Genomic DNA, 24,083 nt, shown 5'->3' with positions numbered 1-24,083 from the left:
GCCAACACCGCAGCCACCACCACCGACGAAGCCGTCGACCAGGCCGTCGCCCTCGGCGCCACCGCCACCGTCGCCGGCCTCACCACGGTCAAGGAGAGCATCGAGAAACTCTCCCAACAGGTCCACGGCACGATCGACATCGCCAACGACACCATCAGCCAGGCCCGAGCCGTCGCCGAGAACACTTGAAGAGTCGGCGGCAGTTCCGGAAAGAGCCCATCCACGACGACTGAAGTGCCGACGGTCAGAAATGCGGTGCCGCCGCCGGTCCCGGCGGTCCGCCCTCCGCCGCGTAAGCCGCAGATCCGGCGGTCGAGTCGTGAGGATCAGGCGCGTGGCGCACCAGCGCCGCAGCCAAGAGCAGAGGTCGCCTCGGAAACGATCGGCTGGTGGGCTTCTGCGGCAACGGCCGGATATGCGACATTCCAGGAGTTCCTGCCCGCTATACCGAAGACGATTGCCGGCACGGTCCTCGCCACCGCTGCGGCAATCGGGGCGTACAAGGCATGGATCGGGAAGAAGAAGGAACAGCGAGGGAGTAGAGATGATCGTTGACGATCGGGTCGAGCCGCTGGTGCGCGAGATTTTCGGTGCGGTGGTGAAGCGCGACGAGGACAAGCTAGACGCGGTTCTCAACTCCTTCCCGGACGATGACTCACGCCTGAAAGGCCTGCACCTAGCACTGGCGGTTTGTGGCTTCGTCGTCCATGACGCATACGACGGCAAGCCAACTCCCGACGAAATTCGCCTGCTCGCGGACGAGATCTCCTCCATGGAGCAGTGGTCCGCTCTCTCCGGTGCCCAGGTCACGGAGTTCCTCGATGCGGTACTGCACGGCAAGTCGCTGACACCTCTCTTCGATCCGGTCAGCGCCACGATGCTGACCTATGTGGTGACGGGAAGCCTCCTCGCCTCATCCACCAAGATCCGTAAGGGCGAATGGTGGTTCAACTACCTCGATCGGGTTGAAGCCGCGATCGAAGCGGCACCGGAGCGGTGATGCCGACCAGGAGGATGGCCTTGCGATGAGATGGGCCGAGTACGCCGAGCTGGCCCGTCGCCTCGCCGATGCCCGTAACCAGGAAGCGGCCCGTTCCACCCAAGTTCAGCAGCGCACTGCTGCTGGCCGCGCTGGGGTAGAGAAGCTGAAGCGTCGGTTGAGCATTCAGGCTGATCACCTTCTCGGCCTGTCTCAGCAACTGCGGGAGCCGCATCCTGCCTTCGGCGGTGTGGCACGGACCGGGTTGTCCGACCCCGACGAGGCCCTCCGGCTGGCGTGGGAGGCGGTCGATAAAGCCGACGTCGAGGCTCGGCGCGCCGAAGAGCGCGGCATGCGCCCGACCCTCTTCCCTACGATGTCCCCCACCGGTCGCAACGTCCTGGTCTATTCAGTGGCCACGCTGTGCACGTGGCTGGTCTCGTGTGGCCTCTTCGTGCTCAGTCCGGACAGCGGCGCATCGGTCGGGACGTTGCTGTGGTCGATGTGCGGCCTGCCGGCCATCGCGTACTTCGCCGCCTACATCCTCATCTCCGTGCTGGGCCAACCTCGCACACAGACGATGGGAGAGGCCGACCGCTCCGCACGGTTAGGCGGCTTGATCTGCTTCGGCGGCAGCTTCCTGGCTTGGATCCTTCTCCTCGCCGTAACGTCGCTGGTGTAGCCGCAGATCAGCCTGCCGACGCCACGGCGCGCCCCACCGCAACGTGGGGTCGGGGGTCGCCCCCAGGCAGACAACTGGTGGGCCGGGCGGGACTCGAACCCGCGACCGAGGGATTATGAGTCCCCTGCTCTAACCCACTGAGCTACCGGCCCGTACCGGCGGCGATCCTATCCCGTGCCCTGCTCCCACAGCTAGGCGATCTATCACTGCACCAGGGATTTCGGCAGGAGGATGATCTGCCGGGACGGGTCGACCACCATGTCCGGCGGTTGCAGATCCTCGATGCGCGGCAACCCCTCGTCTCCCACACTCGGCTCTTCGGGCCCGTCCTGCGTGGTGAATTCAGCGTAATTCTCCGGATTGACGTCGCTCATGGACCGTCACACCCCCACATGTGCGCCGAGCGCTGCCAGGACGGCCCCGGCGGCGCGCCACCCTCCGGCCAGCGCGCCTTGGATGGAGGGACTGTCGCGATGATCACCCGCTACGAACATGCCGTCGCCGAGGGCGACCGGTTTGCGCAGACGGCTTTGTGGCACCCGGGCGGCCGGCAGCGCGTGCGGCAGGGTCACCACGTTGAGCAGTTCCCAGTCGTCGGTGGGTGCGCCGTAGATCCGGGACAGTTCGACCCGGATCACCGCCTCCGAGGCGCTGGAGGGCGCGGAGACGCCGACGACGGTGGCCGCGATGAGGCTCATGCCGCCGGGCGCGTACTCGGGTGCGGCGTTGCTCATCACGATGGTGTTGGCGATGATCTCGCGGCGGTCGCCGTCGAGAAGCAGGATCGGCTCGTCGATGGGTGCGCGCGGCGCCCCGAAGTAGAACGTGGTCAGGCCGTGCATGTCGGGGCGCGGCACCCGTCCGCCGAGCAGTTCGGCGGCGGAGAGCGGGTCGGTGGCGACGATCATGGCGCGGCAGTGGATCTCGCCGCCGTCGGTGACGACGATGCCGGGGCCGATGGAGAGGGTCCGTGCGCCGATCAGCAGCTGGGGGAAGGGCAGCGGCCCGGCGATGGCGGCGGGCAGGGCGGCCATGCCGGCTGCGGGCACGCCGAGCCGGCCGCGGGCGAACGAGCGCAGGGTCATCGCGGCGACGTGGCTGGAGGTTTCCAGGGACCGGTCGGCGAACACGCCGGAGAAGAAGGGCCGCAGCACTTCCTCGATCATCCGGTGCGAGATGCCGGCTTTGCGCAGCATCTCCTGGGTGGTGGTCTCCGGCATGTCGAGGAGTTTCCCGGCGGGCAGGGTGGCGCACCGGGTGGCGAGGGCGGCGAACTTGAGCCGGTCGGCGAGGCTGCCGACGCCGGAGAGCAGCGTTTTCGGCGTGGCGAGCGGTTCGCGCAGCGGGTTTTCCAGCCGGTGCAGGCCGGCGCCGCGGCGGACCAGCACGCCGGAGGTGAAGTACCGCATGTCGAGCGCGTCGACGTCGACCAGGGCGGGCAGCCGCGGATACGCCGTGTTGATCACCTGGAAGCCGCGGTCCATGTGCCAGCCGTCGACCACGTCGGTGGCGACGCGTCCGCCGATCCGGTCGGCGGCCTCGACGAGCAGCCATTCCACTCCGGCGCGGTCGAGACGGCGGGCAGCCGACAGTCCGGCGAGCCCGCCGCCGATGATGACGACGTCCACCTCAACCGGCTGCGACATAACCACCTCACATGCTGCATTCAACGCGGAACTCAGCGTAACCGGGCGCGCGTGCCCGGGGAGGCGAAAGGCGAGCAAGGAAAATTCAAGATCAAATTCAGCCCCAGGTACGGGCTGAGCCCCTCGTGTCAGATACCCGTCACCATGCGTGGCGTGGGAGGGCTATACAGAAGCGGACAACAGAAAACCCCAGGCCGTGAAGCCTGGGGTCGAAGATGGCTCCCCGAATTGGACTCGAACCAATAACCTGCCGGTTAACAGCCGGCTGCTCTGCCAATTGAGCTATCGGGGATCGCTCTGTTCTGCGCCGCCCGGTTTCCCTGGCGACGGAGAACAGACTACATGACCATCCGGGGTGTCCAGCAACGGGGATACCCCACCGGAGGGGACCGACATCCTCCGAATCCGAGTGAGGGGGAGTATCGCCCCGACAGGATGGGTATGCACCCCCCGAGACGCACGCGCGTCATGAACGGAAGGAGCCGCCACCATGCGCGGAAAGCTGATGTTCCTCACCGGTCTCGCGGCGGGCTTCGTCCTGGGCAGCCGTGCCGGCCGGGAGAAGTACGAAGAGATCCGGGCGAACGCCCAGAAGATCTGGGAGAACCCCACGGTGCAGGAGGCGGCCGGCGTCGCGCAGGCGCAGGCCAACAAGCTGTACAGCGAGGGCAAGGACAAGCTCCAGTCGTCCAAGCTCGGAGAGAAGCTCAACACCGGCACGACCAGCAGCAGCACGAGCACGACCGACGAGCTGCTCGCGCCCAGCGACTCGCTCGCCGGGTCGAAGGGCACCAGCACCAGCACCGGCACCACGTACTGACGCCGGTTTCAGCCGTTGGGCCGCCCCCGCACACAGCGGAGGCGGCCCTGCGCCGTTCCAGCGGTCAGCGCGACGAGAACGCCGCGTCGAACGCCGCCGACGGGGCGTCGAACGCCAGACGACGGACGAACTGAAGCGCCTCGGGCGCCCCGGTCAACCGGTCCATCCCGGCGTCCTCCCACTCGATGGAGAGCGGTCCGTCGTACCCGATGCTGTTCAAAGCTCGGAAGCAGTCCTCCCACGGCACGTCGCCGTGTCCGGTGGAGACGAAGTCCCAGCCGCGCCGCAGGTCGGCCCAGGGCAGGTGTGAGCTGAGCCGCCCGCGCCGCCCGTCCCCGGTGCGCACCTTCGCGTCCTTGCAGTCCACGTGGTAGATCCGGTCGCGGAACTCGAGGATGAACCCGACCGGGTCCAGGTCCTGCCAGACGAAGTGCGACGGATCCCAGTTCAGCCCGAACGCGGCCCGGTTGCCGATCGCCTCCAGCGTCCGCCGGGTGGTCCAGTAGTCGTACGCGATCTCGCTCGGATGCACCTCGTGCGCGAACCGGACGCCGACCGAGTCGAAGACGTCGAGGATCGGGTTCCAGCGGGCGGCGAAGTCGGCGTACCCGCGCTCGATCATCGACTCCGGCACCGGCGGGAACATGGCGACGGTGTGCCAGATCGACGAACCGGTGAAGCCGACCACCGTACGCACGCCGAATCGCGCCGCCGCCCGCGCGGTGTCCTTCATCCGTTCCGCGGCCCGCTGCCGCACCCCTTCCGGATCGCCGTCGCCCCACACCGCGGCCGGCAGGATGTCCTGGTGCCGCTCGTCGATCGGGTGGTCGCAGACGGCCTGACCGACCAGGTGGTTCGAGATCGCCCAGCACTTCAGGTTGTGCTTGGCGAGCTGCTCGTGCTTGCGCTCGACGTATCCGTCCTCGGTGAGCGCCCGGTCCACCTCGAAGTGGTCACCCCAGCAGGCGATCTCCAACCCGTCGTAGCCCCACTCCGACGCGAGCCGGCAGACCTCTTCGAACGGCAGATCGGCCCACTGGCCGGTGAAGAGTGTGATGGGTCGTGCCATGGTCCCTCCTCGTGGCTCGGCGAAACAATCCGGCGAGGGAGACCGGCTCACAATGGGCACGCCACGGGAGGCGAGAAGTCGTGCCGGACGGGGTTGCGCCTCCCGATCCGGCCTCGCCCGCGCAGGCGTTGCCCTCCCTGGACTCTACGACCGGACCCGGCAACGCGAAAGGCCGCGATCAATACCCGATCAGGGCGCTGTGCAGGGCTGCTGCTCGGGAACCAGGCCGAGGGCGGTGAGCTCCGCCAGGACGTGCTGGAGGTCGGCCGCGCCGCCCGGGGTGTCGACGTCCACGTACTCGGTGCGGGCGGCGTCGGCGGCGAGCAGGTGACGCAGCACCGGCTGCCAGCCGGCCGTCGTGTCGGTGATCCGGGCGGTTATCACGGAAAGGCCGGCGTCGGTCATCCGGTCGATGCCGGCCTCCGGGTGCGGCCAGTCGCGGACCACGGCCGGGAGGTCGAGGCAGACGCCGAGCCGGTCCTTGTCGACGCGGGTGAGTGCCGCGACGGTCTGCTCCGGACCGTCCAGCACCCGGCCGGGGCCGGGCTGGAAGCCGCATCGCACCGCGCGGCCGACCCGCCAGGCCAGGTCGGCGAGGCCGGCGGAGAGCCGGGACAGGTGCCGGGCGCCGGCTTTCTGCCGCTCCTCGTCCCACTCGTCGGCGCGACCGAGCCCGCAGGTGCCGATCGCGCCGCGGACCTCCTCGAACGGCAGCAGGTCGACCAGGATGCGGGCCAGATCGAGGGTGTGCCGGACCCGGGCGATCTCGCTCCAGTCCCCGAGCGGATCGGCGCTCTCGCCGCCGCCCTCGACGTCGGACGTCCCGCTCAACGTGACGACCTCGAGCCCCTTGGCGTCGAGCTGGGCACGCAGCCGGGTGCGGGCACGCCCGTCGTCAGCGAGGGCGGCGGCGAGACGGTAGGGCAGCCGGAGCGCCACGCCGAGAAGCCCGGTCCCGAAACGGGACCTCAGCTCGGCGGCGGCCGCGTCGAGCGCGTCCAGAGCGGCGGACGGCGTCTCGGCGTGGTCTAGGCTGATGCCGTAGCTGAGGTGCACGATCCGGCCGGAGGGATGGCGCAGCCGCATCAATATCCTCCCCGGACGAGCTCTCCCGTGCAGGTGCACGTGCATCGGCTCGTGCTAACGCCTCCAGTATGGACCATCCGGGGATCTGTCTCCGATCGACCGCTGCCCCGCCGCCGGACTGTCATCGCCGCCTCCATCCGTGGAATGCATGTCCTCGGATACGAGCGTGCGTCGCATAGCGGATCATCGGCGCACCGGCCGTGCGACTACCTGACCGGCCACAACATGATCGGAAAAGCCCTTGTGCATCGATAAGTGACAATGTGCTCGGCGGGGGTGACCAGCGAGTAGCTTTCACCACCACACCGGAGAAGAGCGGGCCGGGACACCTACCTTGTTCAGATGATGAACAAATGGACATGCACTTGCCGCACGCCAGTGCGGATGCACGGAGGTCCGTGCATCCGCACCACCCGCCACGACCGGCCGGCGCGGGGCGCAACCACGCCGTCCCTCGCCGGCCGCGGCGGGACGATTCCTGATACCGGCGTCAGGCAGGCTCCAGAACCGTCTCCACGTCGGTCCAGGCGCCGGAGGCCGCGGACTGCTCCACGGCGTCGAGGACCAGCTGCACCCGCAGCGCGTCGGCGAACGACGGCGCCGGGTCACGACCGGCCGCGATGTCCTCGATCAGGTCACGGACCTCGTGCGTGAACGAGTGCTCGTACCCGATCCCGTGGCCCGGCGGCCACCAGGCCGCCACGTACGGGTGATCCGGTTCGGTCACCAGGATCCGGGTGAACCCCTGTTCGGCGCCCGGCCCGGTGGCGTCGTAGAACTCCAGCTCGTTCATCCGCTCGAAGTCGAAAGCGAGCGAGCCGAGCGCACCGTTGAGCTCGACCCGCAACGCGTTCTTGCGGCCGGTCGCGAACCGGGTCGCCTCGTAGGTGGCGACCGCTCCCCCGTCCAGCCGGGCCAGGAAGAGGGCGGCGTCGTCGACCGTCACGTCGCCGACCACGGCGCCGTTGGCGGAGGCGGCCAGCCCGGCCGACTCCGACGGCAGCGGCCGGGAACGGACGAACGTCTCGGTCAGCGCGGACACCGTGGCGATCGACTGGCCGGTGACGAACTGGGTCAGGTCGACGATGTGCGCGCCGATGTCACCCAGTGCCCCGGACCCCGCGATCTCCTTGCGCAGACGCCAGACCAGCGGGAACTCCGGGTCGACGATCCAGTCCTGGAGATAGGTGGCCCGGACGTGCCGGATCGCTCCGATCCGTCCCCGGGCCACCAGATCCCGCATCAGCGCGACGGCCGGCACTCGCCGGTAGTTGAAGCCGCACATCGCCCGTACCCCATGGGCCTGGGCCCGGGCAGCGGCCGCGGCCATCTCCCTCGCCTCAGCCACCGAATTGGCCAGGGGCTTCTCGCAGAGAACGTGCTTGCCGGCGGCGAGCGCGGCCAGCGCGATCTCGGCGTGGGTGTCACCCGGCGTGCAGATGTCGATCAGGTCGATCTCGTCGCTCTCCACCAGCGAGCGCCAGTCGGTGGTGTGCCCGGCCCAGCCCAGCCGCGTGGCGGCGTGCGCCACCTGGTCGGCGGAGCGGCCGCACACCACCGACATCCGGGCCCGCAACGGCAGGTCGAAAGCGTGGTTGACGGTGCGCCACGCCTGCGAGTGCGCGGCCCCCATGAACGCGTAACCGACCATGCCGACGCGCAGGTCCGGATACATGTCGCCCCCTTGTTCCGTGATCAGAATCCCAGCTTGGCGTACTGCGCGGCGTTCTCCTTGGTGATCGTCTCGGAAGCGAGCGTGATCTCCTTCGGCACCTGCAGCTCCACCAGGTCGGCCATGCCCTTGCCCTGGGCGATCAGCCGGGCCAGCGAGATGGCCGAGGAGGCCATCGACGGGCTGTAGGTGACCGTCGCCTTGAGCACCGAGTCGTCCGCCGCGATGTGATCGATCGCGGACTTCGCGCCCGCGCCGCCGACCATGAAGAACTCGTTGCGGTTCGCCTGCTGGATCGCGGCGAGCACACCGACGCCCTGGTCGTCGTCGTGGTTCCAGAGGGCGTCCATCCGGGGCAGCGCCTGGAGCAGATCGGTCGCGGCCTTCTGGCCGCCGTCGATCGTGAAGTCGGCGGGCCGGCGATTGGCGACCTTGAATCCGTAGACGGCGAGCGCGTCGTTGAAGCCCTTCGTGCGCTCCTGGGTGAGCTCGAGGGAGTCGATGCCGGGGATCTCCCCGATGATCGGGTTGCTGACGCCCTTGGTCTTGAGCTGTTCGCCGATGTACGCCCCGGCGGCCAGCCCCATCCCGTAGTTGTCACCCTTGATCTGCAGCCGGTACGCGTCCTGGGACGGGAATGCCCGGTCCAGGTTGACCACCGGGATGCCGGCCCGCATGGCCTCCTCGGCGGCCGAGTTCAGCTCCTTGCCGTCGTGCGGCAGCATCACGATGATCGTCGGCTTCTCGGCGATCATCGTCGAGATGGCCGCCCGCTGGGCCGCCGCGTCCGAGCCGGCCTCGGTGACCTTGAGCTCGACGTCTTCGTACTGCTGGGCCTGGGCCTTGGCGTTGTTGGTGATCGCGGCGATCCAGCCGTGGTCGGCGGCGGGGGCGGTGAAGCCGATGACCACCTTCTCGCCCGGAGCCGCGTTCTCGTTGCCGCTGTTCGTGTTGACCTGGGCGTCGTTTCCGGTGTCATTGCTGGTGCAGGCGGTGAGCAGGGCGCCGGCGCCGACGGCGGCGCCGCCGAACAGAACGCGCCTACGGGACAATGAGGACATTATTGCTCCCGTCATCTCTTGAAAAGCTGAGTAAGCGACTGATAGCGGAACTGCTGGACCAAGACGGCGGCCACGATGATGGCGCCCTTGACCATGTTCTGGACTTCGGTGGAGAGGTTGTTGATCGCGAACAGGTTGGTGATGGTGGAGAAGACCAGCACCCCGAAAAGGGCGCCGATGATGGTGCCCCGGCCGCCGCTGAGCAGCGTGCCGCCGATGATGGCCGCGGCGATCGCGTCCAGTTCGTACAGGTTCGCCATCGCGGCCTGCGCGCTTGTCGCCTGCGACGTCAGCATGATCGCGGCGATCCCGCAGCAGAAGCCGGAGAGCACGTAGAGCAGCAGGGTCTGCCGCTTCACGTTGATGCCGGCCAGCCGGGCGGCCTCCGGGTTGCCGCCGACCGCGACAGTGCGGCGGCCGAACGTGGTCCGGTTGAGCAGCACCCAACCGGCGGCCACCACGACGCCTAGGATGATCACGAGCAGCGGGATGCCGAAGATCTTGGTGGTGGCGATGCCGTTGATCACCGAGCTCTCGGAGATCTGCGTCTGCTTGTCGGAGATCTGGGCGGCGAGGCCGCGAGCCGCCACCAGCATGGCGAGCGTGGCGATGAAGGGGACCAATTTCCCGTACGCGATGAGCGTCCCGTTGACCAGACCGACGCCCACGCCGACGGCCAGAGCCGTGAAGATCATGCCGGCTGCGCCGAAGCTCTGGGTCGCGACGGTGGTGCTCCAGACCGCCGCGAGCGCGATGATCGCCCCGACCGACAGGTCGATGCCGCCCCCGATGATCACGAAGGTCATCCCGACCGTCACCACGCCGATCGCGGACGCCTGCTGCAGGATCGTCAGGACGTTGTTCCGCACCCAGGTCGGGTCGCTGTACAGCTCCGGCCTGGTGATGATTCCGATGATCACCAGGATCACCAGGACGGCGACCAGGCCCAGGTTCCGCACCGCGCCCTCGTCGAGGCGCCGGCGCTCGCGGCCGGCACGCTTCTCAGCGGTCGCCGCCTCCGTCAGCTCGCTCATGCCGGCTCCCCTTCCAGAAGCGACCCCGCCATCACGAGGTTGAGTACGGTGTCTTCGTCGATCTCCCCGGAGGGCGCCTCATGGATCACCCGGCCCTCCCGCATCACCAGCACCCGGTCGGCGAGACCGAGCACCTCCGGCACCTCGCTGGAGACCAGCAGCACACCCACGCCGTTCGCCGCGAGGTCCCGGATCACCTGGTAGAGCTCGGCCCGGGCGCCCACGTCCACGCCCCGGGTGGGCTCGTCGAGCAGCAGCAGCCGAGTGCCGCCGAGCAGCCAGCGACCCACCACGACCTTCTGCTGGTTGCCGCCGGACAGCGTCCGGACCGGCCGGATCACGTCCCGCGGGCGGAGCTCCAGCTGATCCGCGGTTCGCACGGCGGCCGCCCGCTCACCACCCGTGTTGGTGAAACCCACCTTCGCGAACCGGGCGAACGAGGCGAGCGTCATGTTCTTGTAGACCGGCTCGTCCAGCAGCAGCGCCTGACTCTTGCGCTCCTCCGGCGCCATGCCCATGCCGGCCCGGACCGCGGCGCCCACCCCGCGCACCGCTTTGCCGTCGACCTTCACGGTGCCGGACTCCGCCCGGCGAGCACCGAAGATCGTCTCCATCAGCTCGGACCGGCCCGACCCGACCAGCCCGGCGATCCCGACGATCTCGCCGGGCCGGACCGTGAGGCTCACCTCGGCGAACTCGCCGTGCCGGGTCAGGTTGTCGACGACCAGCAGCGGGGTCTCCTCCGGATCGCCCTCGCGCGGCGGGAAGACGTACTCGATTGATCGGCCGGTCATCCGTCCCACCAGATCCCGGGTCGGCGTGGTGCGCGCCGGCAGGTTCGCCGCGGTGGTCCGGCCGTCCTTCAGCACTGTCACCCGGTCGCCGATCTCCCGGATCTCGTCGAGCCGGTGCGAGATGTAGATGACCGCGATCCCGTGCGACGTCAGCTCCCGGATGATCCGGAACAGGTTCCCCACCTCGTCGTGGGCGAGCACCGCGCTCGGCTCGTCCATCACGATCAGGCGGGCGTCGTGCGACAGCGCCCGCGCCATGCTGACCACCTGCTTGGCGGCGGCCGGCAGGGTGCGGACCATCCGGCGCGGCGAGATCTCGGCATGGCCGAGACGGGCCAGGATCTCCTTCGTCTTGTACGCGGAGACCCGGCGCCTGCTGAATCCGAAGCGGCTCGGCTCGTGCCCGAGGAAGGCGTTCTCCGCCACCGACAGGTCGTCGACGAGATCCAGCTCCTGGTAGATCGTGGCGATCCCGGCTCGCATGGCGGCCTGCGGGGTGGCCGGCGCGAACGGCTGCCCCTGCCAGGTGATTTCCCCGGCGTCGGCGTGGTGGACGCCGGCCAGCACCTTGATCAGCGTGGACTTGCCGGCGCCGTTCTGGCCGAGCAGACAGTGCACCTCGCCGGCCCGGACCTCGAGCTGGACGCCGTCCAGCGCCCGGACGCCGGGGAAGACCTTGACCACGTCGGTGAGCCGCAGAACCGCGGGCCGCTCGCCGTCCGCCGCGGTGGTCGCGGCTTGCTGGTCACCGCGCTGATCCCCGCGCTGATCCCCGCGCGCCGTTTCGGACGTTTCCGATTTTTCGCCTGTCGGGCGGAATTCCTCTGAATTGGTCATGATGCCTGCTCGAAGACGGCGTCGCTGGCCAGAACGGCGGCGCCGGTGACGCCGGCCCGGCTGCCCAGCTCGGAGAGGACCACCGGGAGGTTGCCGGTCGCCAGCGGCAGCGACCGGCGGTAGACCACGCTGCGGATCTCGGCGAGTAACACGTGGCCGAGGTTCGCCAACCCACCCCCGATGACGATCATCGACGGATTGGCGAACGACACGAGCGTCGCCAGCACGCTGCCGACCCGGCGTCCGCCGTCGCGGATCAGCCGGATGCAGGTGATGTCCCCCTCGGCGGCGCCGTCCGCGACGTCCCGGGCGGTCAGCGTCACCCGTGCCGCTGACCCTGGCCGGTCACCCCGGCGACCGTTGGTGGACGCCTCGAGGCGGGCGGCGAGAGCGGGGGACTCCCCCGAGCGGGCCGCCGCCAGCGCGTCCCGGGCCAGCGCGGCGCCGCCGAACAGCGCCTCCAGGCAGCCGGTGTTGCCGCACGAGCAGGCCGGACCGTGCGCCTCGACCTGGATGTGCCCGATGTCGCCGGCGCAGCCGTCCACCCCGCGGAAGACGCCGCCGGCCAGGTGGATGCCGCAGCCGACGCCCGTACCGATCTTGACGAACAGGAAGTCGTCGACGGAGCGGGCGACCCCGCCGTGCCGCTCACCGATCGCCATGATGTTCACGTCGTTGTCGACCACGGCGGGACAGCCGTACTCCCTGGTCAGCAGCTCGCGCACCGGATAGCGGTCCCAGCCCGGCATGATCGGCGGGGAGACCGGCACCCCGTCCCGGAAGCTCACCGGGCCCGGCACGCCGATGCCCACCCCGTTCAGCCGGTCGTAGACGCCGTCGGTCCGCGCCTTCGCCAGCAGGTCGTTGACCCGCTGCAGGGTCGCGCGGGGGCCGGAGCGGATGTCGGCCGATTCCTGGTACGCCGCGAGCGGCTCCAGTCGTCCGTTCGTCAGCTCCACGTCGATCGAGGTGGCGCCCAGGTCGACCGCGGCGAAGCGCAGCCGGGGGTCCAGCTCGACGAGCGTGGACCGGCGTCCACCCCGGGACGCCGCCATTCCGGCCTCGACGATCAGCTCGGCGGCGACCAGGCGCTCCACCTCGGCGAGCAGGCGCGGACGGCTCAGCTCCAGGCGGTCGCCGAGCTCGGCGCGGGACACCGGGCCCTGGTCGCGGAGCAGGCGCAGAAGTCGGACGTGAGGAGCCGCGGGCAGGAACACGTACACCTCCGGGAAGGGGCGTTCGTTAACACCGTGTTACGCCGGTCACACTAGGGTGGTTCCGCCACATCGATCCATACCTTTTTCTTGATCAACAGAAACTTTTGCAAATCCTGGCGAAAGTCGGGCTTCGTGATCGACAAGTGACAATTCCCGGCGTGTGGCGTGCGAGGTGCGCCATCGGAAGACACGCCCAGGTCCTCCGGGTTAGGGGCGGCCGGGATGGGGAACTGACCTGGCAAGGCCGTCTTCGCACGTCGCAGCGGGGTGAGCGACCGACGGAACGACCACGCGCAGCCCGTTACGCCCGGAGGAGGTCCTCGATGAAACTTCGCCCCAACCACGACGAGCAGTCCACCGACCGCCACGCCGACGACGCACGCGCGCAGGGCGCCGCCGACTACGACACGGCCGCCGCCGCGACCACACGGACTGCCGAGGACCGTACCCCTGATCTCTCCGCACCCGGACCGGACGCGGGCCCGGACGGGCCTGCCAAGCTCCGCCCGAAGGGGATCTTCGCCGCGGTGAAGCGAACCTTCAAACAGTTCTCCGAGGACAACATCTCCGACTGGGCCGCGGCGCTCACCTACTACGGGGTGCTGTCGATCTTCCCCGGCCTGCTGGTGATCATCTCGCTGCTCGGCCTGCTCGGCTCGGACGGCCAGAAGGCCGTGACCGACGCGGTCGACGAGCTCGCGCCCAACCAGCAGCTCCGGGACCTCGTCGACACCGTCCTCTCCCAGGTGCAGGGCACCGGCAAGGCCGGGCTCGCGGCGATCCTCGGTATCGTCGTCGCGTTCTGGTCGGCGTCCGGCTACATCGCGGCGTTCATGCGGGCCTCGAACGCGATCTACGACGTGCCGGAAGGCCGCCCGATCTGGAAGACCCTGCCGATCCGGGTCGGCGTGACCGCCCTCGTCGGCGTCATGCTGATCGCCTCCGCCGCGATCGTCATCTTCACCGGTGGCCTGGCCCAGGTGGTCGGCGAGACGATCGGCCTCGGCGAGGTCGCCGTCACCACCTGGAACATCGCCAAGTGGCCGGTCCTGATCGCGCTGGTCAGCCTGATGTTCGCGGTCCTGTACTGGGCGTCGCCGAACGCCAAGACCGGCGGTTTCCGGTGGGTCAGCCCGGGCGGCATCTTCGCGGTGCTCCTCTGGGTGATCGCCTCCGCCGCGTTCGCCATCTACCTGGCGAACTTCGCGAACTACAACGCCACGTACGGCACGCTGGGCGGCGTCATCGCCTTCCTGGTGTGGCTCTGGATCTCCAACATCGCGATCCTGCTGGGCGCCGAGCTCGACGCCGAGCTGGAGCGCGGGCGCGCGATCGCGGCGGGCCACTCCCCCGACGACGAGCCGTTCCTCCAGCTTCGCGACGACCGCAAGCTGAAGAAGGGCAGCGAACAAGGCCTGAGCCAGGGCTGACCCTGCCCGCCACGCCCGCCCCGCGGGCCGCGTCGGTCCCGGCCGACGGGGCCCGCGGGCGGAGGCGCGAAAGAAGCGGCGGGGCGGCGTTACTTGCAGAGGAGTTTGTTCATCCGGCGGCCGGCGACCATCAAGCACCCCGCCATCAGCACAACCAGATACACCACATCCACCACCTGCACCCACCCCACCGTGCCGGTCGTCACGCCGCGGACCAGGTCCACCGCCCGGTACAGCGGCGACACCTCCACCACCCAGCGCACCACTTCCGGGTACGCCGTGGCGGGCACGAACGTCCCGGAGAAGAGAAACAACGCGAACTGGGCGGAACCGATCAAGTCGAAGTCCTGCCAGCTGCGGATCAGGGTGGCCGTGGCCATGCCGGCGGCACCGAAGGCGAAGCCGGTCAGCACGGTGGCGGGGAAGGCGGCCAGGGCCCGGAGCGGTGTGGTCAGGTCCATCGCGACCATGATGACCAGGAAGGCGGCGGAGTAGATGTTGCCGCGGATCATCGCCCAGGCCAGCTCGCCGAGCGCGATCTCGATGGGCCGGATCGGCGTGGCGAGCATGCCGTCGTACAGCCGCATGAATTTCATCTTGCCGAAGAAGTTGAAGGTGGTCTCGGAAAGCGCCCCGCTCATCGCCGACGACGCGAGCATGGCCGGCGCCACGAACACCGCGTAGCCCACCACCTCGCCGCCGGGCAGGGTGATGTCGCCGATCAGCTCGCCCACCCCGACGCCGATCGAGAAGAGGTAGAGCACCGGTTCGAGGAAGCCGCCGAGCATCACCAGCCAGTACGCCGAGCCCAGCGCCGCGACGTTGCGGGCGGCCACCGAGCTGGAACGCCGGCCCGCCGCCCGGACCGAGGCGAGTTTCAGGGTCAGCACGTCACACCACCAGCCGGCGGCCGAAGCGGCGCAGGGCGAGGAACCAGCCGGCCGCGCACCAGAGCAGAAGGTAGAGCACCTGCCCGAGGTCCGCCCAGCCGGCATCGAGGCCGAGAGTCGCCGTCCGGCTCAGGTCGACGCCGTGCGAGAGGGGCAGCGCCCACGCCACCGCGCGCAGCACCGGCGGCAGCGAGTCGAGCGGGAAGAACACCCCCGAGAAGAGCGACATCGGCAGCACCGCGAACCGCACCAGGATCGCCAGGTAACTGTCGCTGCTGACCGAGGCGCTGTACGCGGTCACCGGCGCGGCCACGGCCAGCCCGGCGAGCACCGAGATCGGCAGCACGGCCAGCGCCCAGACTGAGTGCAGCGTGCCGAAGAGCGCGGCGACCAGCAGGAACGCGGTGACGCTCAGCAGCACCCGGAACATCATGAAGGCGAGGTGACCGCCGAGAATGTCGGCGACCCGCAGCGGCGCGGCGGCCTGCGCGAAATAGACCTTGAGCCACTCGAAGTAGCTGAGCACCGGCCAGGTGGACTCGCCGATCGCGGCCTGCACCGCGGTCGACGCGATCAGGCCGGGCACCATCCAGTCGAGGTACGGGACGCCGCCGATGCCACCGTCGACGTAGCCGCCGACGCCGAGACCGAAACCGACCATGGTGAGCAGGGGCAGCAGCAGCGTCGAGAGCGCGCTGGAGCGCCAGGTGCGCCGATAGTTGACCAGGTGGTACTCGAAGACGTGGGTCATCTCAGTCCACCAGGGTCCGGCCGGTGAGGTGCAGGAACACGTCCTCCAGGCTGCTGCGGCGGACCAGGGCGCTGGCCGGGCTCAGCGAGCGCCGCTGCACCTCGGCGAGGGCGTCGTCGCCGTCGGACACGTAGAGCAGGACGCGGTCCGGCAGCACCTCGATCCGGTCGGCGATGCCGGCCAGCTTGTCCGCATAGCTCCCCTGGTCCTCGGAGGCGAAGCGGAGCTCGACCACCTCACGCGTCGAGTACTGCTCGATCAGCGCGCGCGGCGAGCCCTCGGCCACGATCCGGCCGCCGTCCATCACCACGAGCCGGTCGCAGAGCTGCTCGGCCTCGTCCATGTAATGGGTGGTCAGCACGAGCGTCACGCCCTGCTGCTTGAGCCGGAACAGCCGCTCCCAGACCAGGTGCCGGGCCTGCGGGTCGAGACCCGTGGTGGGCTCGTCGAGCAGCACCAGATCGGGCTCGTTGACCAGCGCCCGGGCGATGGTGAGCCGCCGTTTCATCCCGCCGGAGAGCGGCTCCACCTTGCTGTCGGCGCGCTCGGTGAGCTGGACGAAGTCGAGCAGCTCGTCGGCCCGGGCGCGGGCCACCTTGCGCGGGATGCCGAAGAACCGCGCGTAGGTGGTCAGATTCTCCCGGACGGTGAGCTCGACATCCAGATTGTCCAGCTGGGGACAGACGCCGAGCCGGGCGCGGATCGCCGGACCGTCGCGCAGCGGGTCCATCCCGAGTATTCGCAGCTCGCCCTCGGTCGGTGGGGAGACACAGCCGATCATGCGCATGGTCGAGCTCTTGCCCGCCCCGTTCGGCCCGAGGAAGCCGAACGCCTCCCCCGCCTGGACGTCGACGTCGATGCCGTCGACCGCCGTGAACGACTCGAACCGTTTGATCAGACCGCGCGCGTGGATGAGGGAAGACACATCTGTTGACCCTAGAGAGGGGGTGCGACAGTTTCCCGGGCCGCACCGACGAGCTCATCGGTCGCCGCGATCACCTCGTCCTGCTCGGCCGGCGTACCCACGTCGTAGCGCACCGCCCAGGAGAGCCCGTCCCGGCCGCTGACCCGGCGCCCGACCACCCGCACCGCGCCCTCCGGCAGCGGGTGATGCGTCGTGTACGCCACCGACCGGGTCACCCGCGCCCGCACCTGGTCGGGCACCTCACCCGGCTCCAGCAGCAGGAACGTGACAGCGGGACCGTCCGCGAGGACAGTGTAGCCCTCCCGCTCCGACTCCATGACCGCCGGGATGATCCGCAGCTCACGGCCCGACCAGGCCACCTTGTGGATCTCGTGCCAGCCGAGCCGGTCCGCCGATCCGGGCAGCCAGATCCCGTGGTTGGTCGCCACCAGCACACCATCGTCCGAAGACGAGGAGGGCGACGACGAAGCGAGGCACCACGCCACCACCCGCTCCGACGCGTCGAGCGGCGGCCGCGAGGCAGCCGGCAACCGGGGACGTCGTTGGAAGAGCTTCACAATCCACCTGCCGCCTGATCACGCAGGGCACGGGCCTGCTGTTCCAGCGAGAAGAGCTCGCCGGCGAGCGCGAGATATTGATCTTTGTGCGCGACCGGGTTGAGCCGTTGCACCTTGGACTTGAGGTCCCGGATCCGGGTGGTCAGCGCGGCGCCCTGCAGCCGGGCCAGGGTCACCTGGACGTACCGCGGGTCGACCGGGCCGTCGACGTAGAGCGGCTCGACCGCGAGCTCGCTCACCAGCATCTGGCCGCCCATGTCGGCGCAGCAGTCCCGGACCTTCTCGATCCAGACCGCGCCGCCGGTGGCCGCCTGCGCGCCGCCGGCCTCGCTGACCGCCTCGCGGACGGACGCCAGGACCGGGTCGGCGTAGTTCTCCGGGCCGAGCGCGTCGAACATCGGCCCGGCCAGCACCGGCTCCTGCAGAGCGAGTTTCAGCGCCTCCCGCTCGACCATCCGCTGCGGCGAGTCGGCCGGCGAGGCCGATGCGGCACGCTGCTGCTGCGGCTCGGCGGAGGAGGCGCGGAGAGCGTTGTTGACGGCCCGCTGCACCGGTTCCAGGTCCATTCCGAGATCACCGGCGAGCTTCCGGGCGTACTCCGGGCGCTTCTCCCTGTCTTTGATCTTGGCGACCAGGGGTGCGGCGCGGCGCATCGCCTCGACCCGGCCCTCGACCGAGTCGAGGTCATATTTGGAAAGCGTCTGGCGCAGCGCGAAGTCCACCAGCGGCTCCCGCCCGGCGATCATGTCGCGGACCGCGAGGTCACCCTTGGCCAGGCGCAGCTCGCACGGGTCCATGTTGTCGGGCGAGACAGCGATGAAGGTACGCCCGACGAAGCGCTGATCCTCCTCGAACGCCCGCAACGCCGCTTTCTGTCCGGCCGCGTCACCGTCGAAGGTGTAGATGATCTCGCCGGTGAAGCTGTCGCTGTCCATCAGCAGGCGTCGCAGCACCTGGATGTGGTCCAGGCCGAACGCGGTGCCGCAGGTGGCCACGGCGGTCGGCTCGCCGGCCTCGTGGCAGGCCATCACGTCGGTGTAACCCTCCACGATCACCGCCCGGCCGCGCTTGGCGATCTCCCGTTTCGCGTGGTCGATGCCGTAGAGCACGTGCGACTTCTTGTAGATCGGCGTCTCCGGGGTGTTCAGGTATTTCGGGCCGTCGTCATCGTCGAAGAGCTTTCGCGCGCCGAAACCGATCACGTCGCCGGAGAGATCCCTGATCGGCCAGAGCAGCCGGCGGCGGAACCTGTCGATCAGCGAGCCGGAGCGGGCCGGCTTGGAGAGGCCGGCCGCGGTCAGCTCCTCGGCGGTGTAGCCCTTGAGCCGCAGGTGCTTGCTGAGCGCGTCCCAGCTGTCCGGCGCGAAACCGCACCCGTATTTCTCGGCGGCGTCCCGGCCGAAGCCACGCTGAGCGAGGAACTCGCGGGCCTTGCGGGCGCCCGGCGAGCCGAGCTGGTCACGGTAGAACGCGGTGGCGTCCGCGTGCGCCGCGAGCAGGCGCTGCCGCTGCCCGGTCTGCGGCCGGGGCGCGCTGACGCCGGGACCGTCGGTGTCGTACCGCAGCTGGATGCCGGCCTTGGACGCGAGCCGTTCCACCGACTCGATGAACGACAGGTGCTCCGCGTCCATCAGGAACTTGATCGCGTCGCCACCCTGGCCGCAACCGTGGCAGAAGTAGACATTCCGGGCGGGTGACACGTTGAACGACGGCGTCTTCTCGTCGTGGAAGGGACACAGCCCCTTCAGATTGCCGCCTCCGGCCGACCGCAACGTCACCGTCTCGCTGATCACGTCGACGATCGAGCTGCGGTCCCGGACCAGCGCGATGTCTTCGTCCTTGACCCTGCCCGCCACGGCATACATCCTGCCTCGCCGGACGGGTGAGCCGCCAGCAGGGTCAGCGGCGCGCCGGTACCAGGGACTTGTGCCACGCGACAGCGGCGTGGTCGGTGAGCGACGCGACCTGGTCGATGATCACCCGCAGTGCCGCGGCGTCGTCCGCGGCGGCGGCATGCAGCGGACCGAAGAGCGGATCCAACTTCTCCGGGGTACGGGTCAGAGCCTCCACCAGCTCGACCAGGATGACCCGCTGTTCGGCGTACCAGTCCTCGGCCGCCCGGGACCGCATCACGTACCGGAACGCCATGCCCTTGAGCAGCGCGCACTGGTTCCGGACGGTCCTCGGCACGATCAGGTCGGCGTCGTAGCGGCGCATCGGCTCGGTGCCGAACCGGCTGTGCGTGGCGCCGACCGCGGAGGCGACGAAACGGCCGGTCAGCACGCTCGTCATCCGCTTGAGGGCGACCTGTGCGGCGTACCCGCCGTCGTACTCGGCGACCGCGCTGACCGCCGGGTCGGCGAGCAGCTGGTCCAGCGCTGCGAGCAGCTCGTCCGGGCTCTCCTCGGAGTACGTGGCGGCCACGTCCCGGCACAGCCCGGCCCGCTCGTCCGCGTCCCGCAGCAGCGGCTCCAGGCTCAGATAGCCGCCGTGCACGCCGTCCTCGACGTCGTGCACCGAGTACGCCACGTCGTCCGCCCAGTCCATCACCTGAGCCTCCAGGCAGCGCCGCTCGTCGGCACGCCCGTCGCGCAGCCACTCGAAGACCGGCCGGTCGTCGGCGTAGACACCGAACTTGCGACGGCCCTCGGTGCGGAACCACGGGTACTTGGAGCAGGCGTCGAGGGTGGCCCGGGTCAGGTTGAGCCCGGCGCCCGGCACCTTCGCCTCGAGCCGGGTCAGCACCCGCAGCGTCTGCGCGTTGCCCTCGAACCCGCCGCACGCGCGCGCCGCCTCGTCCAGCGCCGCCTCGCCGTTGTGCCCGAACGGCGGATGGCCGAGGTCGTGGGCGAGCCCGGCCACGTCCACCACGTCCGGGTCGCAGCCGAGCCGGGCGCCCATCTCCCGGGAGATCTGCGCGACCTCCAGCGAGTGGGTGAGCCGGGTACGCAGGAAGTCGTCCGACCCGGCGGTGTGCACCTGAGTCTTGGCCGCGAGCCGGCGGAACCCGGCCGAGTGCAGCACCCGCGCCCGATCCCGCTGGTACGGGGTACGCCCGTACCCGCTGTCCTTCGCGGGCTCCGGCGCCCATCGCTGGGAGTCCGCAAACGTCATGATCTAACCCTATGCCGCTGGTCTCGCCCCCAGCACGCAGAACTCGTTGCCCTCCGGGTCGGCGAGCACCACCCAGTCGACGTTGCCCTGACCGATGTCGACCGGCCGGGCGCCCATCCCGACCAGGCGTTCCACCTCGGCTTCCTGATCGTCCGGGCGCAGGTCGATGTGGAGCCGGTTCTTCACCCTCTTGGGGTCACTCACCGGGGTGAACAACAGGCCGGGCAACTCGTGCCGGGTACGCCGGATCTCCACCTCGCCGGGTTCCTCGTTCACCAGCACGAAGCCGAGCGCCTCGGCCCACCACCGCGCCAGCCGGGGCGGGTCCTCGGCGTCCACCACGACCTGCTCCCAGCGGCTGGGCATCGCGCCTCCCGAACATCAGAGATCGATATGTGACGATCATGTTACGCGATCCGGGCGGACCGGCCGGGCGAGAACAGCGCACCCGACGTTCGATGACGCCGCCGGTTACGGACCGCTGGCGACCGACTGGACCATGACGCACAAAACGTGCGACTTGTCGCCGCAGTGTCACCGGAGGATGGCCCACGGTGGCGGCGGGGATCGATAACGCGCCACCGAGGGGCAACGCGACGAAGCGCTGAGGAGTGAAGTGCCCGGCGTCGATCACTGTCTACAGGAGGCCATGACGATCCCCGGCGCCGTCGGGGCGAGCATCGTCGACTACACCACCGGGTTTCCGGTCGCCACGACCGGAGCCGCACCCAACTCGGACCACGAAGCCGCCGCGGCCGGCACGGCAGAGGTGGTCCAGGCCGCGAACAGCCGCTCGCTGTTCGTCTCGGCCATCCCGCACGACCTGCTCGAAGACCTGATCATCACCACCGCCGGCGGTTACCACCTCTTACGGCTCGTACAGACCGAGTTCGACAGCCGGTTGGTGCTCTACGTGTGGCTCGACCGGCTTCGCGGCAACCTCGCGGTTGCCCGCCGCAAGATGCAACGCCTCGCCGACGAACTGGTCGCGACGTAACTCAACCGCCCGATCCGAACAGGAGTAATCGGTGGCCTCCACGACGACCGCATCGCCCGGGAACCTGCTGACGCAGGTCGCCGGAGAGCGGCAGACCGGAGCCCTGATGGTGAGCGGTCAGCCCGGCGGCGCGGTCTACGTCTTCGAGGGACGGGTCATCTACGCCGAGTCGCCGTCCGCGCCCGGGGTGGGCGAGATGCTCACCTCGTCCGGGCGGCTGGCCGGGCGCACCTGGCAGAGCGCGCTGGACCTGGGCACCTCCACGGCGCGCGTCGGCCGGCTCCTGGTCGAGCAGGGCCATCTCACCCAGGGCGAGCTGGAGCTGTGTGTGCTCGGCTCGACCTACGACGCGGCGTACTTCGTGCTGGCCCAGCCGGCCGCCTCGGTCGAGTTCCTGCCCGGCGCGACGCACTGGCTCGGCCCGGTGGTGCACATCGACGCGGCAGCGGTCGGCCGCGAGGTCCGCCGCCGGGTCGAACTGCTCGACGACATCTTCCCCAACCCGCGGATCGACATCGCGCCGGTCATCCCGGTCACCCGGGCGCCCCGCGAACGGATCACGCTGACCGCGCCGCAGTGGGAGCTGCTGGTGCACGCCGACGGGCAGCGCACACCGGCTGACCTGGCACTGCTTCTGGGACGCGCGGGCTACGCGACGATCCAGGAGCTGCGGCGCCTCGCGGCGCTGGGCATGATCGAATTGCCGAGGGTACGCGTGAGCGAGTCCCCGGAACTGGTCCGGTTGCCCCATCCCCGGGGTGCCGCCGTGCCCATCGACCGAGCGCCCCCGGTTCCTCCGCAGACGCCGGTGAGCGCTCCGCCCGTACCCGTCATCAATGGGCCGGAGCCGACGCCCGCTCGCGCCGCGCCGCCCGACCCGGACCCCCCACCCACCCCCGCGGGCCCCCCACCCACCGCCGCGGGCGCCCCACCGGCCTCACCGGGCCCCCCACCTGCGCCGCCGCCCGGTGATCACAATGCCGGGCTCAATCGGGCGCCGCGGCTGGCCCGCCGCAAACCCGGCGCGAAGCTCCCCAAGGAGATCGCGTCCGCCGAGAACCCGCCGGTGCACCAAGGCACCGACGAAGTCCTGCTCAAGCGCATCCGCACCGCATTGCGAGCCCTGCGGTGACGCGCGCGCCCCCGACAGCTTCGACAGCCCCCGACAGAAGGAGCGAGGATCCGATGACGGTGGATCCGGCGGTACTCGAAGAACTCGGCCGCCTGCGCAGCAAGGTGCCCGAGCTCTCCGGCAGCGTGCTGGCCACCGCCGACGGGCTGGTCGTGGCACACGACTCGCACGGCCTCGAACCGGACACGCTCGCGGCGCTCGCCGCGGCGCACCTGGCGCTGGCACGCCGGTTCGCACACGCGGTCAACCACGGCGAGCTGCGGGAATCCGTGGTGGAGTGCGACGGCGGATACATCACGTCGTACACCGCAGGGCCGAACGCGCTGCTCACCGTGGTCACGTCGGGCGACGCCAACCTCGCGATGGTGCACCTGGAAGCACGCCGGTGCGTACGCCGGCTCATCAAGATCATGGCCTTGGAGACCGCGCCGCAGCTGCGTCCGCAGATCCCCGCACAGGCCGGCCCTGCGACTCCGCTGGCCCGGCGGACCCCGATGGCAACCCTGTCCAACGTGTCTCGCCGCCGCCAGGCGACGGGCTGACCTTCCGGTGCGGCGCTCGCCGCACGACCTTCCGGTGCGGCCCTCGCCGCACGACCTTCCGGTGCGGCGCTCGCCGCACGATCCACCTCAACGATCGCCAACTCGACGGAGGAACGAATCCCATGCCCGACATGGACACCGCACTCAAGGAAATCATGGAGATCGACGGCTGCATCGGCGTCGCTCTCGTGGACCACACCAGCGGCATGGCCCTGGGCACCCTCGGCGGCGGCAAGGAGCTCGACCTGACGGTCGCCGCCGCCGGCAACACGGACGTGGTCCGCGCGAAGCTGCGCGCGATGGAGATGCTGAACCTCTCCGAGAAGATCGAGGACATCCTCATCACGCTCGACACGCAGTACCACATGATCCGGCCGCTCACGAGCCGGTCGGGCAAGGGCTTGTTCCTCTATGTGGCGTTGCGGCGGGACCGCGCGAACCTCGCCATGTCCCGCCACCAACTGCGCCGCATCGAGAACGACCTCGACGTCTGAGTCGTGATCGCCACCCCTGGGCGGGGAGGGCAGCACCACCCTCCCCGCCCTCGCTCGGCACCCTCCCGCACACATGACCACAGACCCGAGCCGTAGCCCCCGCAGGCAACCGCAGACCCGAGCCGTAGCCCACGCAGGCAACCGCCAGCCAGGCTTCGCTCACGCCCGCTTGATCACATGCCTGAGCTACGGCCGAGCAGCGCGAGCCGTAGCGCAGGCACCTTAAACCAGGGGCAAACCTGCACCAGCTACGGCTCAAGACCCCGAGCCGTAGCTGTGAGTATGTTTCTTGTCTTCGGTGTTCGGGTTGACTCGAGCCGTAGCTGGCGCTGGTGCCTTGCGTGGGAACTGTCG

25 protein-coding genes and 2 tRNA genes are annotated in these 24,083 nt (G+C 69.7%); 9 read left to right on the top strand and 18 right to left on the bottom strand.

Going from position 1 to position 24,083, the window contains the following annotated elements; translation table 11 throughout:
- The 3 genes from AB0F72_RS40755 to AB0F72_RS40745 all read left to right on the top strand — a co-directional run.
- The coding region (locus AB0F72_RS40755) for a hypothetical protein (protein ID WP_360444182.1) at nt 1–189 on the top strand (189 nt) is incomplete at its 5' end.
- Nucleotides 190–544: 355 nt separating this feature from the next.
- Nucleotides 545–1,000 carry a hypothetical protein gene (locus AB0F72_RS40750; RefSeq protein WP_360444179.1) on the top strand — a complete coding sequence of 152 codons (456 nt, stop codon included), beginning with the start codon at nt 545–547 and terminating at the stop codon, nt 998–1,000.
- A 25-nt stretch (nt 1,001–1,025) separates the two neighbouring features.
- On the top strand, nt 1,026–1,661 hold the full coding sequence (locus tag AB0F72_RS40745; RefSeq protein WP_360444177.1) for a hypothetical protein: 636 nt from the start codon (nt 1,026–1,028) through the stop codon (nt 1,659–1,661).
- 75 nt (nt 1,662–1,736) lie between these two features.
- Here AB0F72_RS40745 and AB0F72_RS40740 read toward each other — a convergent pair.
- From AB0F72_RS40740 to AB0F72_RS40725, 4 genes are all read right to left on the bottom strand, one after another.
- Nucleotides 1,737–1,813, bottom strand: a tRNA-Ile gene (locus AB0F72_RS40740).
- A gap of 51 nt (nt 1,814–1,864) precedes the next feature.
- The gene (locus AB0F72_RS40735) at nt 1,865–2,035 is read right to left on the bottom strand and encodes a hypothetical protein (RefSeq protein ID WP_360444174.1); all 171 of its coding nucleotides are present in this window, start codon (nt 2,033–2,035) and stop codon (nt 1,865–1,867) included.
- Between the two features lie 6 nt (nt 2,036–2,041).
- Nucleotides 2,042–3,307 carry an NAD(P)/FAD-dependent oxidoreductase gene (locus AB0F72_RS40730; RefSeq protein ID WP_360444171.1) on the bottom strand — a complete coding sequence of 422 codons (1,266 nt, stop codon included), beginning with the start codon at nt 3,305–3,307 and terminating at the stop codon, nt 2,042–2,044.
- Nucleotides 3,308–3,523: 216 nt separating this feature from the next.
- Nucleotides 3,524–3,599: transfer RNA gene (locus tag AB0F72_RS40725), tRNA-Asn, on the bottom strand.
- A 198-nt stretch (nt 3,600–3,797) separates the two neighbouring features.
- Between AB0F72_RS40725 and AB0F72_RS40720 the strand changes: the two genes are divergently transcribed.
- Nucleotides 3,798–4,127 carry a hypothetical protein gene (locus AB0F72_RS40720; RefSeq protein WP_360444168.1) on the top strand — a complete coding sequence of 110 codons (330 nt, stop codon included), beginning with the start codon at nt 3,798–3,800 and terminating at the stop codon, nt 4,125–4,127.
- A gap of 64 nt (nt 4,128–4,191) precedes the next feature.
- Here the strand turns inward: AB0F72_RS40720 and AB0F72_RS40715 are convergent, their stop codons facing one another.
- The 7 genes from AB0F72_RS40715 to AB0F72_RS40685 form a co-directional block, all read right to left on the bottom strand.
- A complete protein-coding gene (locus AB0F72_RS40715) occupies nt 4,192–5,196 on the bottom strand; it encodes a sugar phosphate isomerase/epimerase family protein (RefSeq protein ID WP_360444165.1) in 1,005 nt (334 codons plus the stop codon).
- Nucleotides 5,197–5,385: 189 nt separating this feature from the next.
- Entirely contained in the window at nt 5,386–6,282 is an 897-nt protein-coding gene (locus tag AB0F72_RS40710; RefSeq protein ID WP_360444162.1) for a TIM barrel protein, read from the bottom strand.
- 490 nt (nt 6,283–6,772) lie between these two features.
- Complete coding sequence (locus AB0F72_RS40705; RefSeq protein WP_360444159.1) at nt 6,773–7,957, bottom strand: Gfo/Idh/MocA family oxidoreductase; 1,185 nt, start codon at nt 7,955–7,957, stop codon at nt 6,773–6,775.
- Between the two features lie 20 nt (nt 7,958–7,977).
- Nucleotides 7,978–9,015 (bottom strand): substrate-binding domain-containing protein, encoded by a 1,038-nt coding sequence (locus AB0F72_RS40700; RefSeq protein ID WP_360444156.1) that lies wholly within the window; start codon nt 9,013–9,015, stop codon nt 7,978–7,980.
- A gap of 11 nt (nt 9,016–9,026) precedes the next feature.
- Nucleotides 9,027–10,049 carry an ABC transporter permease gene (locus tag AB0F72_RS40695; RefSeq protein WP_360444153.1) on the bottom strand — a complete coding sequence of 341 codons (1,023 nt, stop codon included), beginning with the start codon at nt 10,047–10,049 and terminating at the stop codon, nt 9,027–9,029.
- On the bottom strand, nt 10,046–11,680 hold the full coding sequence (locus tag AB0F72_RS40690; protein WP_360444150.1) for a sugar ABC transporter ATP-binding protein: 1,635 nt from the start codon (nt 11,678–11,680) through the stop codon (nt 10,046–10,048). Before AB0F72_RS40690 ends, AB0F72_RS40695 begins: the two co-directional genes overlap by 4 nt.
- Nucleotides 11,677–12,903 carry an ROK family transcriptional regulator gene (locus AB0F72_RS40685; RefSeq protein ID WP_360444147.1) on the bottom strand — a complete coding sequence of 409 codons (1,227 nt, stop codon included), beginning with the start codon at nt 12,901–12,903 and terminating at the stop codon, nt 11,677–11,679. The genes AB0F72_RS40690 and AB0F72_RS40685 overlap by 4 nt, the downstream gene beginning before the upstream one ends.
- Nucleotides 12,904–13,220: 317 nt before the next feature.
- Between AB0F72_RS40685 and AB0F72_RS40680 the strand changes: the two genes are divergently transcribed.
- The gene (locus AB0F72_RS40680) at nt 13,221–14,327 is read left to right on the top strand and encodes a YihY/virulence factor BrkB family protein (RefSeq protein WP_360444144.1); all 1,107 of its coding nucleotides are present in this window, start codon (nt 13,221–13,223) and stop codon (nt 14,325–14,327) included.
- A gap of 89 nt (nt 14,328–14,416) precedes the next feature.
- Here AB0F72_RS40680 and AB0F72_RS40675 read toward each other — a convergent pair whose 3' ends face one another.
- The 7 genes from AB0F72_RS40675 to AB0F72_RS40645 are packed head-to-tail and all read right to left on the bottom strand — an operon-like array spanning nt 14,417 to nt 20,930.
- On the bottom strand, nt 14,417–15,217 hold the full coding sequence (locus AB0F72_RS40675; protein WP_360444141.1) for an ABC transporter permease: 801 nt from the start codon (nt 15,215–15,217) through the stop codon (nt 14,417–14,419).
- 1 nt (nt 15,218) lies between these two features.
- Complete coding sequence (locus AB0F72_RS40670) at nt 15,219–15,968, bottom strand: ABC transporter permease (protein WP_360444139.1); 750 nt, start codon at nt 15,966–15,968, stop codon at nt 15,219–15,221.
- A gap of 1 nt (nt 15,969) precedes the next feature.
- Entirely contained in the window at nt 15,970–16,893 is a 924-nt protein-coding gene (locus AB0F72_RS40665) for an ABC transporter ATP-binding protein (protein ID WP_360444136.1), read from the bottom strand.
- A gap of 11 nt (nt 16,894–16,904) precedes the next feature.
- Nucleotides 16,905–17,450, bottom strand: coding sequence for a hypothetical protein (locus tag AB0F72_RS40660; RefSeq protein WP_360444133.1), 546 nt, complete (start codon nt 17,448–17,450; stop codon nt 16,905–16,907).
- Complete coding sequence (gene dnaG / locus AB0F72_RS40655; protein ID WP_360444130.1) at nt 17,447–19,315, bottom strand: DNA primase; 1,869 nt, start codon at nt 19,313–19,315, stop codon at nt 17,447–17,449. Before dnaG ends, AB0F72_RS40660 begins: the two co-directional genes overlap by 4 nt.
- A gap of 34 nt (nt 19,316–19,349) precedes the next feature.
- Nucleotides 19,350–20,564, bottom strand: a complete 1,215-nt coding sequence (locus AB0F72_RS40650; protein WP_360444127.1) for a deoxyguanosinetriphosphate triphosphohydrolase — start codon at nt 20,562–20,564, stop codon at nt 19,350–19,352.
- Nucleotides 20,565–20,573: 9 nt separating this feature from the next.
- Entirely contained in the window at nt 20,574–20,930 is a 357-nt protein-coding gene (locus AB0F72_RS40645; protein WP_360444124.1) for a VOC family protein, read from the bottom strand.
- Nucleotides 20,931–21,213: 283 nt separating this feature from the next.
- Here AB0F72_RS40645 and AB0F72_RS40640 point away from each other — a divergent pair, with 283 nt between their 5' ends.
- The 4 genes from AB0F72_RS40640 (at nt 21,214) to AB0F72_RS40625 (ending at nt 23,729) form a co-directional block, all read left to right on the top strand.
- Nucleotides 21,214–21,561 (top strand): hypothetical protein, encoded by a 348-nt coding sequence (locus AB0F72_RS40640; protein WP_360444121.1) that lies wholly within the window; start codon nt 21,214–21,216, stop codon nt 21,559–21,561.
- Between the two features lie 31 nt (nt 21,562–21,592).
- Entirely contained in the window at nt 21,593–22,693 is a 1,101-nt protein-coding gene (locus AB0F72_RS40635) for a DUF4388 domain-containing protein (protein WP_360444118.1), read from the top strand.
- Between the two features lie 53 nt (nt 22,694–22,746).
- Nucleotides 22,747–23,235, top strand: coding sequence for a roadblock/LC7 domain-containing protein (locus AB0F72_RS40630; RefSeq protein ID WP_360444115.1), 489 nt, complete (start codon nt 22,747–22,749; stop codon nt 23,233–23,235).
- A 122-nt stretch (nt 23,236–23,357) separates the two neighbouring features.
- Nucleotides 23,358–23,729, top strand: a complete 372-nt coding sequence (locus AB0F72_RS40625; RefSeq protein ID WP_109591698.1) for a hypothetical protein — start codon at nt 23,358–23,360, stop codon at nt 23,727–23,729.
- Nucleotides 23,730–24,083 lie beyond the last annotated feature (354 nt).

Source organism: Actinoplanes sp. NPDC023936 (genome assembly GCF_040639325.1).
Lineage (GTDB): Bacteria > Actinomycetota > Actinomycetes > Mycobacteriales > Micromonosporaceae > Actinoplanes.
The sequence above is the reverse complement of the archived record's forward strand: the minus strand, read 5'-3'. Positions and strand labels throughout refer to the sequence as shown.

Excerpts from the sequence above, each read along its gene's own strand:
- AB0F72_RS40750 (WP_360444179.1), top strand. The coding sequence starts at position 545 with ATGATCGTTGACGATCGGGTCGAGCCGCTGGTGCGCGAGATTTTCGGT.
- AB0F72_RS40745 (WP_360444177.1), top strand. The coding sequence starts at position 1,026 with ATGAGATGGGCCGAGTACGCCGAGCTGGCCCGTCGCCTCGCCGATGCC.
- AB0F72_RS40735 (WP_360444174.1), bottom strand. The coding sequence starts at position 2,035 with ATGAGCGACGTCAATCCGGAGAATTACGCTGAATTCACCACGCAGGAC.
- AB0F72_RS40730 (WP_360444171.1), bottom strand. The coding sequence starts at position 3,307 with ATGTCGCAGCCGGTTGAGGTGGACGTCGTCATCATCGGCGGCGGGCTC.
- AB0F72_RS40720 (WP_360444168.1), top strand. The coding sequence starts at position 3,798 with ATGCGCGGAAAGCTGATGTTCCTCACCGGTCTCGCGGCGGGCTTCGTC.
- AB0F72_RS40715 (WP_360444165.1), bottom strand. The coding sequence starts at position 5,196 with ATGGCACGACCCATCACACTCTTCACCGGCCAGTGGGCCGATCTGCCG.
- AB0F72_RS40710 (WP_360444162.1), bottom strand. The coding sequence starts at position 6,282 with ATGCGGCTGCGCCATCCCTCCGGCCGGATCGTGCACCTCAGCTACGGC.
- AB0F72_RS40705 (WP_360444159.1), bottom strand. The coding sequence starts at position 7,957 with ATGTATCCGGACCTGCGCGTCGGCATGGTCGGTTACGCGTTCATGGGG.
- AB0F72_RS40700 (WP_360444156.1), bottom strand. The coding sequence starts at position 9,015 with ATGTCCTCATTGTCCCGTAGGCGCGTTCTGTTCGGCGGCGCCGCCGTC.
- AB0F72_RS40695 (WP_360444153.1), bottom strand. The coding sequence starts at position 10,049 with ATGAGCGAGCTGACGGAGGCGGCGACCGCTGAGAAGCGTGCCGGCCGC.
- AB0F72_RS40690 (WP_360444150.1), bottom strand. The coding sequence starts at position 11,680 with ATGACCAATTCAGAGGAATTCCGCCCGACAGGCGAAAAATCGGAAACG.
- AB0F72_RS40680 (WP_360444144.1), top strand. The coding sequence starts at position 13,221 with ATGAAACTTCGCCCCAACCACGACGAGCAGTCCACCGACCGCCACGCC.
- AB0F72_RS40670 (WP_360444139.1), bottom strand. The coding sequence starts at position 15,968 with ATGACCCACGTCTTCGAGTACCACCTGGTCAACTATCGGCGCACCTGG.
- dnaG (WP_360444130.1), bottom strand. The coding sequence starts at position 19,315 with ATGTATGCCGTGGCGGGCAGGGTCAAGGACGAAGACATCGCGCTGGTC.
- AB0F72_RS40650 (WP_360444127.1), bottom strand. The coding sequence starts at position 20,564 with ATGACGTTTGCGGACTCCCAGCGATGGGCGCCGGAGCCCGCGAAGGAC.
- AB0F72_RS40645 (WP_360444124.1), bottom strand. The coding sequence starts at position 20,930 with ATGCCCAGCCGCTGGGAGCAGGTCGTGGTGGACGCCGAGGACCCGCCC.
- AB0F72_RS40640 (WP_360444121.1), top strand. The coding sequence starts at position 21,214 with ATGACGATCCCCGGCGCCGTCGGGGCGAGCATCGTCGACTACACCACC.
- AB0F72_RS40630 (WP_360444115.1), top strand. The coding sequence starts at position 22,747 with ATGACGGTGGATCCGGCGGTACTCGAAGAACTCGGCCGCCTGCGCAGC.
- AB0F72_RS40625 (WP_109591698.1), top strand. The coding sequence starts at position 23,358 with ATGCCCGACATGGACACCGCACTCAAGGAAATCATGGAGATCGACGGC.